Source organism: Streptomyces sp. P9-A4, from assembly GCF_036634195.1.
Classification (GTDB): Bacteria; Actinomycetota; Actinomycetes; order Streptomycetales; family Streptomycetaceae; genus Streptomyces.
Genome location: NZ_JAZIFY010000001.1, coordinates 4,579,391 through 4,594,515, shown reverse-complemented (window position 1 = coordinate 4,594,515; position 15,125 = coordinate 4,579,391). Strand labels below are relative to the sequence as shown.

The 15,125-nt window shown below is 73.2% G+C and carries 9 protein-coding genes; 1 reads left to right on the top strand and 8 read right to left on the bottom strand.

Translation table 11 applies throughout. The features are described from left to right. Positions 1–79: 79 nt before the first annotated feature. The 4 genes from V4Y03_RS20835 to guaA form a co-directional block, all read right to left on the bottom strand. Complete coding sequence (locus tag V4Y03_RS20835; protein WP_332435875.1) at positions 80–691, bottom strand: DoxX family protein; 612 nt, start codon at positions 689–691, stop codon at positions 80–82. Between the two features lie 159 nt (positions 692–850). Then, complete coding sequence (locus V4Y03_RS20830; RefSeq protein ID WP_443079809.1) at positions 851–2,083, bottom strand: hypothetical protein; 1,233 nt, start codon at positions 2,081–2,083, stop codon at positions 851–853. A 177-nt stretch (positions 2,084–2,260) separates the two neighbouring features. Further along, positions 2,261–3,049, bottom strand: a complete 789-nt coding sequence (locus V4Y03_RS20825; protein ID WP_317876479.1) for a class II aldolase/adducin family protein — start codon at positions 3,047–3,049, stop codon at positions 2,261–2,263. Between the two features lie 120 nt (positions 3,050–3,169). Continuing rightward, on the bottom strand, positions 3,170–4,762 hold the full coding sequence (gene guaA / locus V4Y03_RS20820) for a glutamine-hydrolyzing GMP synthase (protein WP_317876478.1): 1,593 nt from the start codon (positions 4,760–4,762) through the stop codon (positions 3,170–3,172). Between the two features lie 351 nt (positions 4,763–5,113). On the opposite strand from guaA, the gene V4Y03_RS20815 reads away from it, so the two are divergent. Next, positions 5,114–5,407 carry a chorismate mutase gene (locus V4Y03_RS20815; protein WP_317876477.1) on the top strand — a complete coding sequence of 98 codons (294 nt, stop codon included), beginning with the start codon at positions 5,114–5,116 and terminating at the stop codon, positions 5,405–5,407. Positions 5,408–6,176: 769 nt separating this feature from the next. Here the strand turns inward: V4Y03_RS20815 and V4Y03_RS20810 are convergent. The 4 genes from V4Y03_RS20810 to V4Y03_RS20795 all read right to left on the bottom strand — a co-directional run bounded on the left by V4Y03_RS20810 (position 6,177) and on the right by V4Y03_RS20795 (position 15,089). Continuing rightward, complete coding sequence (locus V4Y03_RS20810) at positions 6,177–8,018, bottom strand: GMC family oxidoreductase (RefSeq protein ID WP_332435873.1); 1,842 nt, start codon at positions 8,016–8,018, stop codon at positions 6,177–6,179. Between the two features lie 49 nt (positions 8,019–8,067). Beyond that, on the bottom strand, positions 8,068–9,729 hold the full coding sequence (locus tag V4Y03_RS20805) for a succinic semialdehyde dehydrogenase (RefSeq protein ID WP_317876475.1): 1,662 nt from the start codon (positions 9,727–9,729) through the stop codon (positions 8,068–8,070). 166 nt (positions 9,730–9,895) lie between these two features. Then, positions 9,896–11,713 (bottom strand): serine/threonine-protein kinase, encoded by a 1,818-nt coding sequence (locus V4Y03_RS20800; RefSeq protein WP_332435872.1) that lies wholly within the window; start codon positions 11,711–11,713, stop codon positions 9,896–9,898. Positions 11,714–12,002: 289 nt separating this feature from the next. Further along, a complete protein-coding gene (locus V4Y03_RS20795; RefSeq protein WP_332435871.1) occupies positions 12,003–15,089 on the bottom strand; it encodes a protein kinase in 3,087 nt (1,028 codons plus the stop codon). Between the last annotated feature and the right edge of the window lie 36 nt (positions 15,090–15,125).

Below are 15,125 nucleotides of genomic sequence, written 5' to 3'. Positions count from 1 at the left end.
CCTGGACAACCCCGTGGTACACGGTGTTCCCCGCGCTGGGCGGCGGCCTGGGAGTGGCCGGCCTCGCGACCTGGGTGGCCTATCGAATACGGCGTCGTACGGCCAGGAGCCGGTCCAGCGACAGCACCGAAGCCCCGGCGAGCAGCAGCGGGAGCCAGGACATCAGATAGGCGAGGTCGTTGCCGAGGTAGTACGGGTTCACCTGCCAGCTCACGGTCAGCCAGAGGCTCAGCGAGATCAGTACGCCGCCGAGCGCCGCCACGCGGGCGAAGAGACCCAGCAGGGTCCCGATCCCGACGGCGAGCTCTCCGAAGGCGATGGCGTAGCCGAATCCGGTGGGGTTCTTGAGGGCGAGGTCGACGAGGGCGGGGAGGGCCGAGGAGTCCCGGACGCCCCGCATCATCTCGCCGATGGAGCCGCTGCCGGAGTCCGCGAAGAAGGCTGGGTCGGTGAGCTTGTCGAGCCCGGCGTAGACGAAGGTGATCCCGAGGAAGAGCCGGAGAGGGAGGAGTGAGTACCGGGAGGCGACCGCCTTCCACCCGTCGATCCCGCCGAGCCCACCGAACCCACCGGCACGGGTCGCGCCACCGGATTCACCCGAGCTGACGGGGTCGCCGCCTCCGCTGCCTCCGCCGCTGCCGAACCCGTCCGGGTCGTACTCCCGGCCCGCCCGGCCCGCCTGTCCCGTCATCGTCGGTCACCTTTCCGCACCCCCTACGACTGTTCGCGGATCGATTCTCCCCGCACAGCCGCTCAGGGGATACCGAGGGACGGGACGATCGCCCCTCGCCGTCGCTCCGAACCCGACGCCACTTCGGTGCCGACGTCGGCCCACCCCTCAGCCCACCCGTCAGTCCATGACCTCGATCACGACCCGGTTGGTCTCCAGGCCCGCCGCCGTCACGACCGAGACCTCCACGCGGCCAGGCTCCACGTCCGCCGGGAGGGGGACGGTCAGGGACGCGTCGGTGGGGTTGGCGAATCCGCCCGGGACCGGGACGAGCGGCACATGGGCGTGGACGGGGCCGATGCGGACGACCAGGCGGGTCAGCGGTTCGGGGGCGCCCGCGCCGGGCGGGACGAAGCCGCAGCCGCGGATCTCGATGTCGTCGCCCGTGCGGATCGGGGCGTCGAGGTCGCCGGCCTCCCGGGACCGGACCACGGAGTGGATCGTGGGACGGACGCCCTCGGTGAGCTTGGCGGCGAGGTGCCACGCGGCCGAGACGCCGAGGAGCACGACCAGGGACCAGGGCACCTCGGGGAGCCGGGCGGGGGCCTGGGCGAGGCCGACGGCCGTGAGGGCGAGGACGGCGGCGGAGACGAGGAGGTACTGGACGTCGGCGAGGGCGGCCCGGCCGCTGTCGTCGCAGAGCAGGTCGGCGGCGCGGGGACGGTCGGCGCGCACCTTCTGGAGGCGGCCGGCCACGATCCCCGCGGAGACGACGAGGCGGGCGGTCACGGTGACGGCCGACACCAGGGCGAGGGCGGTGAGCAGGCCCGCGCCGCGGGCCAGGGCGAAGGCGGGTGCGCCCGGTGACAGGAAGACCAGGAGGAGGAGGGTGAAGCCGAGGAACAGGAGCCAGGCGGCGGCGACGGCGCGGGTGGTGGAGAGGCGGTTGTCCTCACCGACCAGGGGGGCGAGGAGACCGCCGCGGGCCCGGTGGGCGTGGGCGGCGGCGCTGAGGAGGAGGGCGAGGACCACGGCGGTGCAGAGGCCGGCCGTGCGGGCTCCGGTCCAGCCGGCCTGGATCGCGGTGAGGGCCTGGCCGAGGAGGAGGGCGAGGACGGCGCCCCAGACGGCGCCGAGGCCGCCGCGGCGGACCCGGTCGAGCCAGGCTCCTCCGGCCTCGCGGCCGTGCACGGCGACCGCGCGGGCGGACTGGGCGAGCTCGTCGGAGACCCATTGGCGGGCGGCGACCGGGGAGTGGGCGACGGCCGCGGGGACGCCGTGCCCGGCGGCGAGTTCGTCGCGCCGGGCGAGGAAGGCGGCGACGGCGCGCCGGTGGCCGGCCTGCCCGCAGTGGGCGCAGCCGGCGCAGGCCGTCGCGTGTTCGCCGTACTGTCTCGCCTCTTGAACCGCCACGGTGCCCACTTCCCGAGCTCACTTCACGACACGTGCCGGTGCGCCCCGAATGGTCAACCAGCCGTTGATTCCTCGGAATTGTGTCGCACCGGCGGCTCCCGCACGTGCCGCGTGCGCCCCGCCGGAGAGTGATTGACGCTCCATCTCATTGACGTACAGAAGGGTGAAGCGATGGTGTCACGACAGGAGTTCGGGCTCCGCTCGGCTGATCCTGCGCCAGAGCGGCTGGTAGTTGATCCAGGCGACGAGGTCGCTGCCGAGCTGTTCGCGGGTGGCGACGGCCTCGCGGTGGTCGATCAGGACGGGTTTGCCGGCCGCGCGGGCGGCCAGCTGGACCTGGGCGCAGCGTTCCATGGCGATGAACCACCAGGCGGCCGCGTCGACGGAGGTGCCGACGGTGAGGAGCCCGTGGTTGCGGAGGACGATCGCCTTGAAGGTGCCGAGGGCGACGGCGATGCGGCGTCCTTCCTCGGCGTCCACGGTGACGCCGGTGTAGGCGTCGTAGAGGGCGTGGTCCTGGTAGAAGGCGCAGGCCTCCTGGGTGATCGGGTCGAGGAGTTCGCCGAGCGCGGCGAGGGCCCGCCCGTGGAGGGAGTGGGTGTGGGCGACGGCGACGGTGTCGGGGCGGGCCCGGTGGACCTGGGCGTGGACGGTGAACGCGGCCTGGTTGACGTGCCGGCCGCCCCGGAGGACCTGGCCGTCGCCGTTGACGAGGATGAGCTCGCTCGCGGTCACCTCTTCGAACGGCGCCCCGAAGGGGTTCACCCAGTAGCAGTCGGGGTACTCGGGGTCGCGGGCGCTGATGTGGCCCGAGACGCCCTCCTCGTACCCGAAGCGTCCGAAGAGCCGGAGTGCGCCCGCGATCCGCTGTTTGCGGTGGGTGCGTTCCTCCTCGGCCGTCGCGTGGACGGGCGGCATGGCGAAGTGGAGCCGTTCGAGGGGGACGGGGTCGGGTATCACGCTCATGCGCCGGAAGGTAACGCCCGGCCGGTCAACTCACCAGAGCCCGGACGGGACCGAACGACGAAGCCGCCGCCCCCGGTCGTGCGGGGCGACGGCTTCGGCCGGCTCAGGGAGCGGGAGCGACTACTCCCACTCGATGGTGCCCGGCGGCTTGCTGGTGATGTCGAGGACGACGCGGTTGACGTCGGCGACCTCGTTGGTGATGCGGGTCGAGATCTTGGCCAGCACGTCGTACGGCAGGCGCGACCAGTCGGCCGTCATGGCGTCCTCGGAGGAGACCGGACGGAGGACGATCGGGTGGCCGTAGGTGCGGCCGTCGCCCTGGACGCCCACGGAGCGGACGTCGGCGAGCAGGACGACCGGGCACTGCCAGATCTCGCGGTCGAGGCCGGCCGCGGTGAGCTCCTCGCGGGCGATGGCGTCGGCCTCGCGCAGCAGGTCCAGGCGCTCCTTGGTGACCTCGCCGACGATGCGGATGCCGAGGCCGGGGCCGGGGAAGGGCTGGCGCTGGACGATCTCGTCGGGCAGGCCGAGCTCCTGGCCGACCATGCGGACCTCGTCCTTGAAGAGCTGCCGCAGCGGCTCGACGAGCTCGAACTCGATGTCGTCGGGGAGGCCGCCCACGTTGTGGTGGGACTTGATGTTGGCGGTGCCGGTGCCGCCGCCGGACTCGACGATGTCCGGGTAGAGGGTGCCCTGCACGAGGAACGCGACCTCGGGGCCGTCCTCCTGGAGGATCTCCAGCTGCGCCTGCTCGAAGACGCGGATGAACTCACGGCCGATGATCTTGCGCTTGGTCTCCGGGTCGGAGACGCCGGCGAGGGCGGTGAGGAAGCGCTCCTGGGCGTCGACGACCTTCAGGTTGACGCCGGTCGAGGCGACGAAGTCCTTCTCGACCTGCTCGGTCTCGCCCTTGCGCATCAGGCCGTGGTCGACGTAGACGCAGGTGAGCTGCGAGCCGATGGCCTTCTGGACGAGCGCGGCGGCCACGGCGGAGTCGACGCCGCCGGAGAGGCCGCAGACCGCGCGCTTGTCGCCGACCTGGGCGCGGATGGCCGCGACCTGCTCCTCGATCACGTTGCCCGTGGTCCAGCTGGGCTCGATGCCGGCGCCGCGGTAGAGGAAGTGCTCCAGGATCTGCTGGCCGTGCGTGGAGTGCAGCACCTCGGGGTGGTACTGGACGCCGTACAGCTTCTTCTCGTCGTTCTCGAAGGCGGCGACCGGCACGACGTCCGTGGACGCGGTGACGGAGAAGCCCTCGGGGGCGGCGGAGCAGGCGTCGCCGTGCGACATCCACACGGACTGCTCGACCGGGGTGCCCTCGAAGAGGGTGGAACCGGCCTTGGAGACGTGCAGCTCGGTGCGGCCGTACTCGCGGGCGCCGGTGTTGTCGACGGTGCCACCGAGGGTCGTCGCCATCAGCTGGAAGCCGTAGCACATGCCGAAGACGGGGACGCCCGCCTCGAAGAGGGCGCGGTCGAGGCGCGGGGCACCCTCCGCGTACACGGAGGACGGGCCGCCGGAGAGGATGATCGCCTTCGGGTTCTTGGCCAGCATCTCGGCCACCGGCATGGTGGACGGGACGATCTCGCTGTAGACCCGGGCCTCACGGACGCGGCGGGCGATGAGCTGGGCGTACTGGGCGCCGAAGTCGACAACGAGGACTACGTCCGGGTTGGTGACGTCGGGCGCGGCAGCGGGGGTCGCTGATGACACTTCGGCGGCCTTCCGGCGGTAGGAGGGTGGGTCCCCCGAAGGGGGGGTGCTATTTGTCGATTCTACCGGCGCGCCGGTGGCGCTTTTCGTCTCACCATCCGAACCCGGTTCGGTCCCGCTCCGGCGCGGGGTCCATACTGTCGGCATGCGCAAGCTCACGACCTACGTCTTTACCTATGGCAACCGGCCCACCGGCTGCCATGGTCGTGCTGCTTGAGCAACTGACAAGCGACTTCCCAGGCGCCCCGGGCTGACAGCCCGGGGCGTTCTGTCGTTCCGGGCCAGGTCGCCCCGGGGCATCCGACACGGTCCGGCACCGCCGGAACCGACCGACACCCCAGGAGCACGACCATGACGACGAACACCGCCACCCCCGAGAAGACCGGCGCCCGCACCGACGAGGCGGCGACGCTGATCGGGGGCGCCCGTGAGCGGATCGACGCGCTGGACGACCGGATCATCGGGCTGATCCAGGAGCGGATGGCCGTCTCGGCCGTCATCCAGGAGGCCCGGATCACCTCCGGCGGCCGCCGGGTGAACCTGGCGCGCGAGATGGAGGTCCTCGGCCACTACCGGGACGCCCTGGGCAAGCCGGGCACGGCCCTGGCGATGACGATGCTGGAGCTGTGCCGGGGGCAGATCTGACGGGATTCACACCGGGGACGCGCCTGACGCGAGTCGCGCCGGGGACGCCGCCGGGACGCACCGCGGGCGCGCCCGGGACGCCGCCGAGGACGCGCCGTGGACGCGCCTGGGTGGCTGCCCGCATCTGAGTTCGGGCCCGCTCTCACCCGTACGGCGCGTGACCGGCTCCGAGGCGGCTTCGTTGGTCCGGGTGTCCGTGCCAGCCAGGGGCGGGCCAGTAAGAAACCACGCGTGGCTTCGCTGGGGCGTGTGGCGTACCTCTGGTACGTCGTGGGACCTCGCACCAGCGCTTGTGACCGGACAGCAGGGGACAGCAGTCCGGTCGCCCAGAAGGAGCGGTCGATCCCGGGGACGCTCGGGGTCGGCCGCAACCGGCTCATCCGGTCGCGGCCCCCGCGACCGCCAGCAGCGCACGACCCCGAACCCCGTACCGAGTCGTCCCCCACCTGTCTCCCTCCCCACGCGGCGCAACCCCCCGGCGCCGCCCCGCTCGGCACCGCCGCTGCCCTGACACCGGTGCCGACCCCCAAGGGCCCCGTGCCGCGACCGGAATCGCGCCACGGGGCCCTTGCCCGTGCACCCGTACACCGCCGCCTCCGCACACCCCGCCCCGCACGTGACGCGCGTCACACAGAGATCCTGTGCAACCGCTACAACCATCCCCGTGGGTCGCGGGTCATCTATGCAGCAACACCAAAGCTGGTAAGGGCGCTGCACTCGGAGGGGGGTGCAGCGCCCTTTACCTTTTTCGTCCGTCCCGCGAGCCGGGTCACTCCGCCTTCGGCGGGACCGTCGGGATGCCGAGGAAGGGCAGCCGCAGGGCGCCGAAGGCCTCGGCCGGGACCACGGGGGACTTCGGTTCGACCGCCGAGAGCCGTACGTACGCCTCGCCCTGGCGCGGCCGGGTGTCCTCGTCGCCCTTGTTCGGCCAGAAGGACATCGCCCGCTCCGCCTGCGCCGTGATCGTCAGCGACGGGTTGACGCCGAGGTTGGCGGAGACGGCCGCGCCGTCGACGACGGAGATCCCGGGGTGCCCGAAGAGCCGGTGGTACGGGTCGATGACGCCGGACCCGGCGTCGGCTCCGATGGGGCAGCCGCCCAGGAAGTGGGCGGTGAGCGGGGTGCCCATCAGTTCGCCGACGTTGGAGCCGGGGAAGCCGTTGATCTCCTCGGCGAGGAGGGTGGCGGCCCGGGTGGCCTCCGGGATCTGGACCGGGTTGGGCGCGCCGTGTCCCTGGCGGGCCGTGAGCAGGCCCTTTCCGAGGCCGCCGGGCTTGCGGTAGGTCGTCAGGGAGTTGTCGAGGGACTGCATGACCAGGCCGATGATGGTCCGCTCCGACCAGTGCCGGTTGGAGAGCGAACGGGCGGCGAGCGTGGGGTGCCTGAGCAGGTTGAGGAACCAGTTGCGCACCCGGTGGGCCCCGTAGGGCACCTGGAGGACGGTCAGGCTGCCCATGGAGTTGGAGCCCCTGCCGTACCGCACCGGCTCGATGTGGGTGTTGGCGTCGGGGTGGACCGAGGAGGTGATGGCGACGCCCTTGGTGAAGTCGGCCCTGTCCTTGCCGTGCTTCTTCCGGTAGCGCCGGTCGGTGGTCTGGGCGCCGACCAGGCCCTCGGAGTTGGTGCGGGTGAGTTCGCCGAGGCGCTGCGAGATCCGGGGCAGCAGCCCGCTGTCCTTCATCCGGTGCAGCAGGGTCTGGGTGCCGTACGTACCGGCCGCGACGACCACCCGGCGGGCGGTGAAGGTGCGCCCCTTTCCCTTCCGCCGCTGGTCGGTGGGGAGGGTCTTCACGGCGAAGCCGCCGCGCGAGTCCTCGGTGACGGTGACGACCGTGGTCATGGGGTGGACGGTGGCGCCCGCCTTCTCGGCGAGGTGGAGGTAGTTCTCGTTGAGGGTGTTCTTGGCTCCGTGGCGGCAGCCGGTCATGCACTCGCCGCACTCGGTGCAGGCGCGCCGGGACGGGCCCGCGCCGCCGAAGTAGGGGTCGGCGACCTCGCCGCCGGGCTTCGCCTTCGCCTTGCCGTCGGCATCCGCGCCGTCTCCGAAGAAGACGCCGACCGGGGCCATGTGGAAGGTGTCGCCGATGCCCATCGCCTGGGCGGCGGCCTTGAGGTGGACGTCGGAGGGGGTGGTCGTCGGGTTGATCCGGACGCCGAGCATCCGCTGGGCCTGGTCGTAGTACGGCCGCAGCTCCTCCTGCCAGTCCGTGATGTCCTTCCACTGCGGGTCGTCGAAGAACGGCTTCGGCGGTACGTAGAGGGTGTTGGCGTAGTTGAGGGAGCCGCCGCCGACGCCGGCGCCCGCGAGCACCATGACGTTGCCGAGCAGGTGGATGCGCTGGATGCCGTAGAGACCGAGGGCGGGGGCCCACAGGAAGTTCTTCACGTCCCAGGAGTTCTTCGGCAGGGTCGCGCGGGTGAAGCGGCGGCCGGCCTCCAGGACACCGACCCGGTAGCCCTTCTCGGTGAGGCGGAGGGCGGTGACCGAACCGCCGAAGCCGGAGCCGACGACGAGGACGTCGTAGTCGTAGCCGTCCCCGGAGCCCTTGCCGTCGTCGTACGAGCCGTCCTCGGCCCGCTCCTGATTCTGGGTAGGGGGTAGCGCGGTCATGGCTCTCCTCGTACGGAAAAGGGCGAAAGGGGGCGGGGCGGAGCCCGGGTCAGCGCAGGCGCAGGGCCTTCATCGCCTTCAGGGACGCGCTCATGAACGCGGCGTACTTCTCGTCGTCCATCCCGAAGGAGGGCGCCAGCGGGATCAGCCGCTGCTGGGCGACGGTCTGGGCCTCGGTGTACTTGAGGATGCCCTCGGAGCCGTGGCGGCGGCCGAGCCCGGAGTCCTTCATGCCGCCCATCGGGGACTGCACGCTGCCGTAGGCGGGGGCGTATCCCTCGTTGATGTTGACGGTGCCGGTGCGCAGCCGGGCCGCGACGGAGTGGCCCCGGCGCGAGTCCTTCGTCCAGACGGAGGAGTTCAGGCCGTACGGGGTGCCGTTGGCGAGGGCGACGACCTCGTCCTCGTCGCGGAAGCGGTAGATCGAGACGACCGGGCCGAAGGTCTCCTCGTTGCAGACGGCCATCGGGGCCTCGACGCCGTCGAGGATGGTCGGCTCGAAGAAGAGCGGGCCGATGTCGGGGCGGGCGACGCCGCCCGCGACGAGCGTGGCGCCCTTGGCGACGGCCTCCTCGACGTGCTTCGTGACCGTCTCCAGCTGCCGCTCGCCGACCAGGGAGCCCATGTCCGCGCCGTACGCGAGGGAGTGGCCGAGCCGCATGGCCTTGGTGCGGGCGGCGAAGCGGTCGAGGAAGGCGTCGGCGATCGACTCGTGCACGTAGAGGCGCTCGATGGAGATGCAGAGCTGGCCGGCGGAGGAGAAGCAGGCGCGGACGGCTCCGGCGGCGGCCTTCTCGATGTCGGCGTCCTCAAGGACGAGCATCGCGTTCTTGCCGCCGAGCTCCAGGGTCACGCCGACGAGCCGGGCGGCGGCGCCCTGGGCGACCTCGCGGCCGGTGCGGGTGGAGCCGGTGAAGGACACGTAGTCCGCGTGCTTGACGACCTCGGGGCCGACGACCGGGCCCTCGCCGATGACGACCTGGAAGACCTCGGCGGGAAGCCCGGCCTCGATGAGCAGGTCACGGGCCCACAGCGCGGTGAGCGCGGTCTCGGTGTCGGGCTTCATGACGACGGCGTTGCCCGCGACGAAGGCGGGGAGCGCGTCGCCGACGGACAGCTCCAGGGGGTAGTTCCAGGGTGCGATCTGGCCGACGACACCGCGGGGCTGGCGCAGCTCGGTGACCTTGGTGAGGGTCGGTACGACGCCGGTGTGGCGCTTGGGGCGCAGGTACGAGGGGGCCTTGCGGCCGTAGTGGCGGGCGGCGACGGCCACCGCCTGCACCTCCTCGTGGGCGTGCAGGCGCGCCTTGCCCGTCTCCAGCTGGATGAGGTCGAGGACCTCGGACTGGCGCTGGAGGACGAGGTCGTGGAAGCGGAGGAGGATCGCGGCGCGGGCCTTGACCGGGGTGGCGGCCCAGGCCTCCTGGGCCGCACGCGCGCGCGTGAAGGCCTCGGCGACGTCCTCGGGGGTGGACTCGGGCAGGTCCGCCAGCTTCGCCCCGGTGAAGGGGGTGTGGTTGGCGGTGCGTCCGGAGCCGGCGACACCACGGGTGAGCCGGGCGACCACCTCGGGCGTCACGACGTCGGCGGCGGTACGCGCGCCGGCGGGCGCGGGCGCGACCGGATTGGTCGCCCCCGCGGGGGCGGCTCCGGCCTTCGCGGCGGGGGCGTCGGGAACCGAGGGGGCGGCGGGGGCCTGCGAGTCCGTCATACGGCCGAGCGTAGGCCGCCTTCCGCCCTTTGGGTACCCGTCGGTAACGCGTTTTCACCGGGTACTCACATTGCGCCAGCGATCACTGGCACATAAGGCCTGATCAGCGGCTTACGGCCACCGGAGGGCCTTCGCGGAGAAAATCCGGCGCCTCCGGCCGAGCCGGTCAGTCACCCGGCGCCCGCCAGTGCTGGAGGACGATGTCGAACTGCTCCCGGGTCTCCGCCCAGCTCGACTCCGGCGAGGACATGTACAGGGCGTACTCGGTGCCGTCGTCCGCGTAGTACATCAGGTCGATCGCGTGCCGGGGCCCCGGGAAGTCCTTCTTCTCCGTCCAGGTGAACTCCCACTGACAGGAACGGACCTGGTCGCGGTAGGTGACCTGGCCGAGCTTGATCCGGGTGTAGTCCATCCGCCGCTCCAGGACCCGTTCCAGGTCGAGGGCGTGCATGTACGGATTCTCGAAGTCGGGCTTCCGGTCGATGCTGATCCGGATGCGGCGGTTGCCGTTGTCCGGGGTGTAGTCGATCTGGTCGCCCTCGGTCTGGCGCTTCCAGCCGTCCGGTACGAGGAGGCTGAAGCCCTCCGGGTCGTCCACGCGGTGCCAGCCGACCGGGATGTCGGTGCCGGGGCCCTGCTTGGAGGGGGCGGGTCCGCCGGCCGTGGTCCGGCCGGCGTCGCCGCCGCCTCCGTCGCCGCCCACGTAGTTCATCGCGGCGAAGACGGCGCCGCCCGCGACGAGCCCGGCGAGCAGGGCGGCGAGAACGGCGGTCCGCCAGCGGCCCCGGCCGGAGGGGGCGGGGGCCAGGGTGGGCGGGGAGGTGAGGTGGGACCGCTGGTACGGGTGAGGGGGCTGGTGGGCCTGGGACGGCTGGTGGCCGTGAGGCGGCTGAGGCCATTGGGCCGTGCGGGCCGGGGTGGGCGGGCGGGAGGTGCCCGAGGGGCCCGTGGCATCCGCCGTGCCCGTACCCGTACCTGCGCGCGTACCCGTACCCGCTCCGGTGCCTTCGTGACCCCGGCCGCCTTCGACGTCGGCGTCGTCGCCCAGTTCGACCAGGCCGAGGACGGAGCCCCGTCCGTCCCCCGCCGACTCCAGCTCCTCCCTGGCCACGCGCTGGGTCGGCACGTACGCCTGCGCGGCCTCCGGCGCGCGCCCCTCCATCGCGTCGAGCAGCATCCGCCCGGCCTCGTCCGCCTGCGGTCGCTGGTCGGGGTCCTTGCGGAGCAGGGCCACGATGACGGAGGCCAGCGGGCCGGCCTTCTCCGGGTACGGCGGTTCCTCGGCCACCACGGCCTGCATGGTGCTGATGGGGGACGTGCGGCGGAACGGCGAGGTGCCCTCCACCGCCGTGTACAGGGTGGCGCCGAGGGACCAGAGGTCGGAGGCCGGGCCGGGATCGCCGCCCCTCACCCGCTCGGGCGCCAGATAGTCGATGGAACCGACAAGTTCACCCGTCCGAGTGATCGTCGCGTCCCCTTCGATCGCCGCGATCCCGAAGTCGGTGATCAGGACGCGGCCGTCGCGCGCCAGCAGGACGTTGCCCGGCTTGACGTCCCGGTGCAGCACCCCGGCCGCGTGCGCGGCACGCAGCGCGCCGAGGACGTGCAGCCCGATCCTGGCCGCCTCGTGGGGATCGATCGTGCCGGACTCCTTGGCGGCGTCGGCGAGCGAGGGCCCGTCGACGTACTGCATCACGATCCACGGCCGGTCGTCGTGCTCCAGGACATCATGGACGGTCACCACGCCCGGGTGCGTGATCCGCGCGGCGGCCCGCGCCTCCTTCTGCGTCCGGGCGTGCAGCACCAGCCGGTCGGCCTCGGCCACGAACCGGCCGGCCGTCAGCTCCTTCACCGCCACCACGCGGTGCAACACCTCGTCGTGCGCGCGCCAGACCTTGCCCATGCCGCCGCGCCCGATGGACTCGCCCAGCCGGTAGCGACCGGCGAGCAACAGCCCGGACCCTGTGCTTTGAGAATGTTCCACTTGCCCCCGCCCGTTCCTTCTGATGCCAGGTTACGGAGGGGGGTACGCGCGGCGGAACCTCGGGGCTGCCATAGGAACAGCACTGTGACCGGGGGCCGGTGGACGTTTCGGCGCCCCGCGTGCGTCACGCGCGGGTCGCGTGCGCCCCGGGCGTGCGTGAGACGTGAGTGAGACGTGAGTGAGGCGTGAGTGAGGCGTGAGTGAGGCGTGAGTGAGGCGTGCGTTCCGTGTGCCCGGTGTGCCCGTCGCGCGTACCCTCCGTGTGCGATCCGTGTACGACCCGGCCTGTTCAGCGTCCCGGCCGGAACCCCTTCGTGGCCTCGTCGAAGATCTCCGACACCTTGTCACGCTCGCTCTGCGGGCCGATGACCTGCACGACGTGATACCGACCGCCGTCGAGCAGCGCGAGGTTGCGGACGAACACCTGACGGCCCGTGCTGTCCAGCCACCAGTAACTCCCCGTGGCCGTCGCCGTGCTGCCGATGTCGACCCGGCGGGTCTTCTCCGCCCCCGACCAGCTCGATGTGCGCCACGGGTCCAGCTCGCGTTCCCTGGAGTTCTGGTACTCCAGCGGGTCCGAGCCGTTCTCCCGGACGGCGTCCCGGCCGGGCACGACGATCATCGTGAAGTCACCGCCGGTGTACCGCACTTGACCGGCGTCGTTGATGGCGCTGCGCCGCCACCCCTTCGGCACCCCGATGCGGAAGCCCTCCGGGTCCTGCCGCAGGGCGTATCCGGCGGCGGGCGCGGGCGCCGAAGGATCCGCGGGGGGCGGGGTGGTGCGCGGCGCGGTCGGCTTCGCCGAAGGACCGCCCGTGGGCGCGGTGGTGCCGTTGGAGCCGGGGCTCTGACCGGCGGTGGCCGGGGGCCGGCCCGCGGTGCTGGGCGCGGTCGGTCCCGCGGGCTTCTCCTTGTCACCGGGCATGAAGAGGACGGCGTACGCGACGGCCCCGCCGAGCAGGAGGAAGACCAGGATCAGGAGCGTACGGCCGAGGTTCCGGGGCGAGCCCGAGGCGCCGTCGGACCCGGCGGACGACGAGCGTCCGGTACGGGGGGCCCTGGGGGCGCGCTGCGGGATCTCCTCGTGGAACTCCTCGCGGTATTCGGGCTGTACATGCTCGGCGCGTCCGCGGCCGACCGGTTCGTGATCGACGCCCCGACCGTGGTCGGCCTCGTACGCGTGGGCGTCCTCGTGGTGGGCCGGAGGGCGCACGTCCTTGCCGCGCTTGTGGCGGTGGCGGCCCGCCCCCGCCGCCCCGCGCCGACGCCGCACCAGCTCGCCGCGCCGACGGACGATCGGCAGCCGTGCCTCGTCGAAGGGCGGCAGCGGTATGGCTCCGGCTCCCGTCTCCGGCTCGGGCGCCGAGCGCACCAGGGAACGCAGCCAGCCGCGCAGCTCCTCGAAGTCGGGCCGCTCGGTGGGGTCCTGACGCAGCAGCGACTCCACGACCGGGCGCAGCGGCCCGCACTCCTCCGCGAAGGCGGGCGGCTCGGCGCAGACCAGCTGGACCAGCTCGGCCGCGCTGTCCTCCGGGTACGGGGCGTGCCCCTGGACGGCCCGGTAGAGGAGCGCGCCGAGCGCCCACAGGTCGGTCGCGGGGCCGATCGGCGGGGCGAGCCGCCAGTTCTCGTGGACGGGACCGGCCTGTTCGGGCGCCCAGCGCTCCGTGACGGCGCCGACGACCGCGATCCGGGTCTGCCGGGCCCGCTCGGCGGCGAGCCGGGTGGTGGGACCGCGGTGTGCCTGCGCGGGGATCGCGACCGGCGCGTCCTCGCGGGCGCCGGCCGGGACCGGGAGCCGGGCGGGGTCCGGGGTCGCGGCCGTGTACCCGGCGGGCAGGGCCGGGCGGCCGGAACCGGGCAGCACGGGGCCCCTGCCGGGGCCCGAACCTCCCGCGCCTCCCGTACCCCCCGAACCGCCACCGGCGGAGATCGGTCCCGAGCCGTCCCGAGAGCTGTGCGGGCCGTCGCTCCAGCTGCCGGCCAGCATCAGGCGCGGCGGCCGGCCGGGCGGCGGACCACCGTCCCCGTGCGGCTCGTCGCCGTCGTCCTCGTCCTCGTCGTCGTCCGCCACCCGGGCCCACCACTGCGGCTCGGGTGCGCCGACCGCCTGGGCCGTCGGCGGCGGGGGCGGGGGCAGTTCGGGCGGGTCGGACGGCGCGGGCCGCTGGACGGGGAGCGCCCCGGTCTCGCCCAGCCGGGCGGCGGCACGGGCCCCGGCCCGGTACGCGGCGATGGCCCCGGCCCGCGCGGCCCGCACGTCGGCGGTGGGCGGCGCGGCGGCGGGCTGTGTCTCGGCGGGGGGAGCGGGGGTGGCCCGCCCGTAGGGGTCGACGCCGTACACGTCGGGGACGGTGCCGGGGGCGGGGTCCGGGTCGACCTCCACGTCCGCGTACGGGTCCGGGTCCGGGGTCCGCGCCTGCCCGTACGGGTCCGGGCCGACCACATCAGGGTCCGGGGCCGGTGCCGCCCCGTAGGGGACCTGCTCGTCGGTCTCCTCGTAGACCTCCACCTCGTACAGGTCGGAGGCGTAGACCTCGGAGCCGTACTCCTCGGATCCGTACTCCTGGCCACCCTGCCCGTCGGAGCCGTAGGCCTCGGCGCCGTACACCTGGACGCCCCGCCCGTCGGAGCCGTACCCCTCGGCCCCGTACCCCCCGAAGCCGTCCTCGTCCCCGTAGCCGTCCCGGTCCCCCGGGGCGTCCTCGTCCTCGTCGTCCTCCCCCGTCGGCGAGTCCCACCCCGGGGCGGGCGGCTCCGCGTCCGGGTCCGGCACCGGGGCGTATCCGCAGAGGGCCTCCTCGGCCGCGCCGACCGCGAGGCCCGTGAGGACCACCCGGCCGTCGTCGCAGACGAGTACGGTCCGGGCGGTGATGTTGCGGTGCACCCAGCCGTGGGCGTGGAGGGCACGCAGGGCGGTGAGGACGTCGGCGCCGATCTCGGCGGCCCGGTAGGGGTTGAGGGGCCGCTCGGCGAGGAGCGCCGCCAGCGGGCGGGCCTCGATGCGTTCGCTCACTATCCACAGCGAGCCGGCCTCCGCGAAGACGTCGAAGACCTGGTCGAGGAGGGGGTGGTCGGGGATCTGCGCGGCGGCCTGGGCCGCCTCTATCGCCCGGCGTACGACGGGCTCGGCAGGGCGGCGAGTGGCCCGCCCCGCACTGCCGTGCGAGCCTGCGGCACCGCCCTCGCCGTCGAGCACCTCGGCGTCGACGAACTCCGGCAGCGGCACCTGGCGGACCAGGACCTCCTGACCGCTGTAGGTGTCGAAGGCCCGTGTCTCGGCCAGGTCGTACACGTCCGCGTCCGCGTCCGCGTCCACCGGCGGCAGCGGCAGGCGGTAGCGGTCCGCCAGCACCCTTCCCGCGTAGTCGTCCACGACGCCTCCCCACGCGCGCACGCTGTCCCCCGTGGC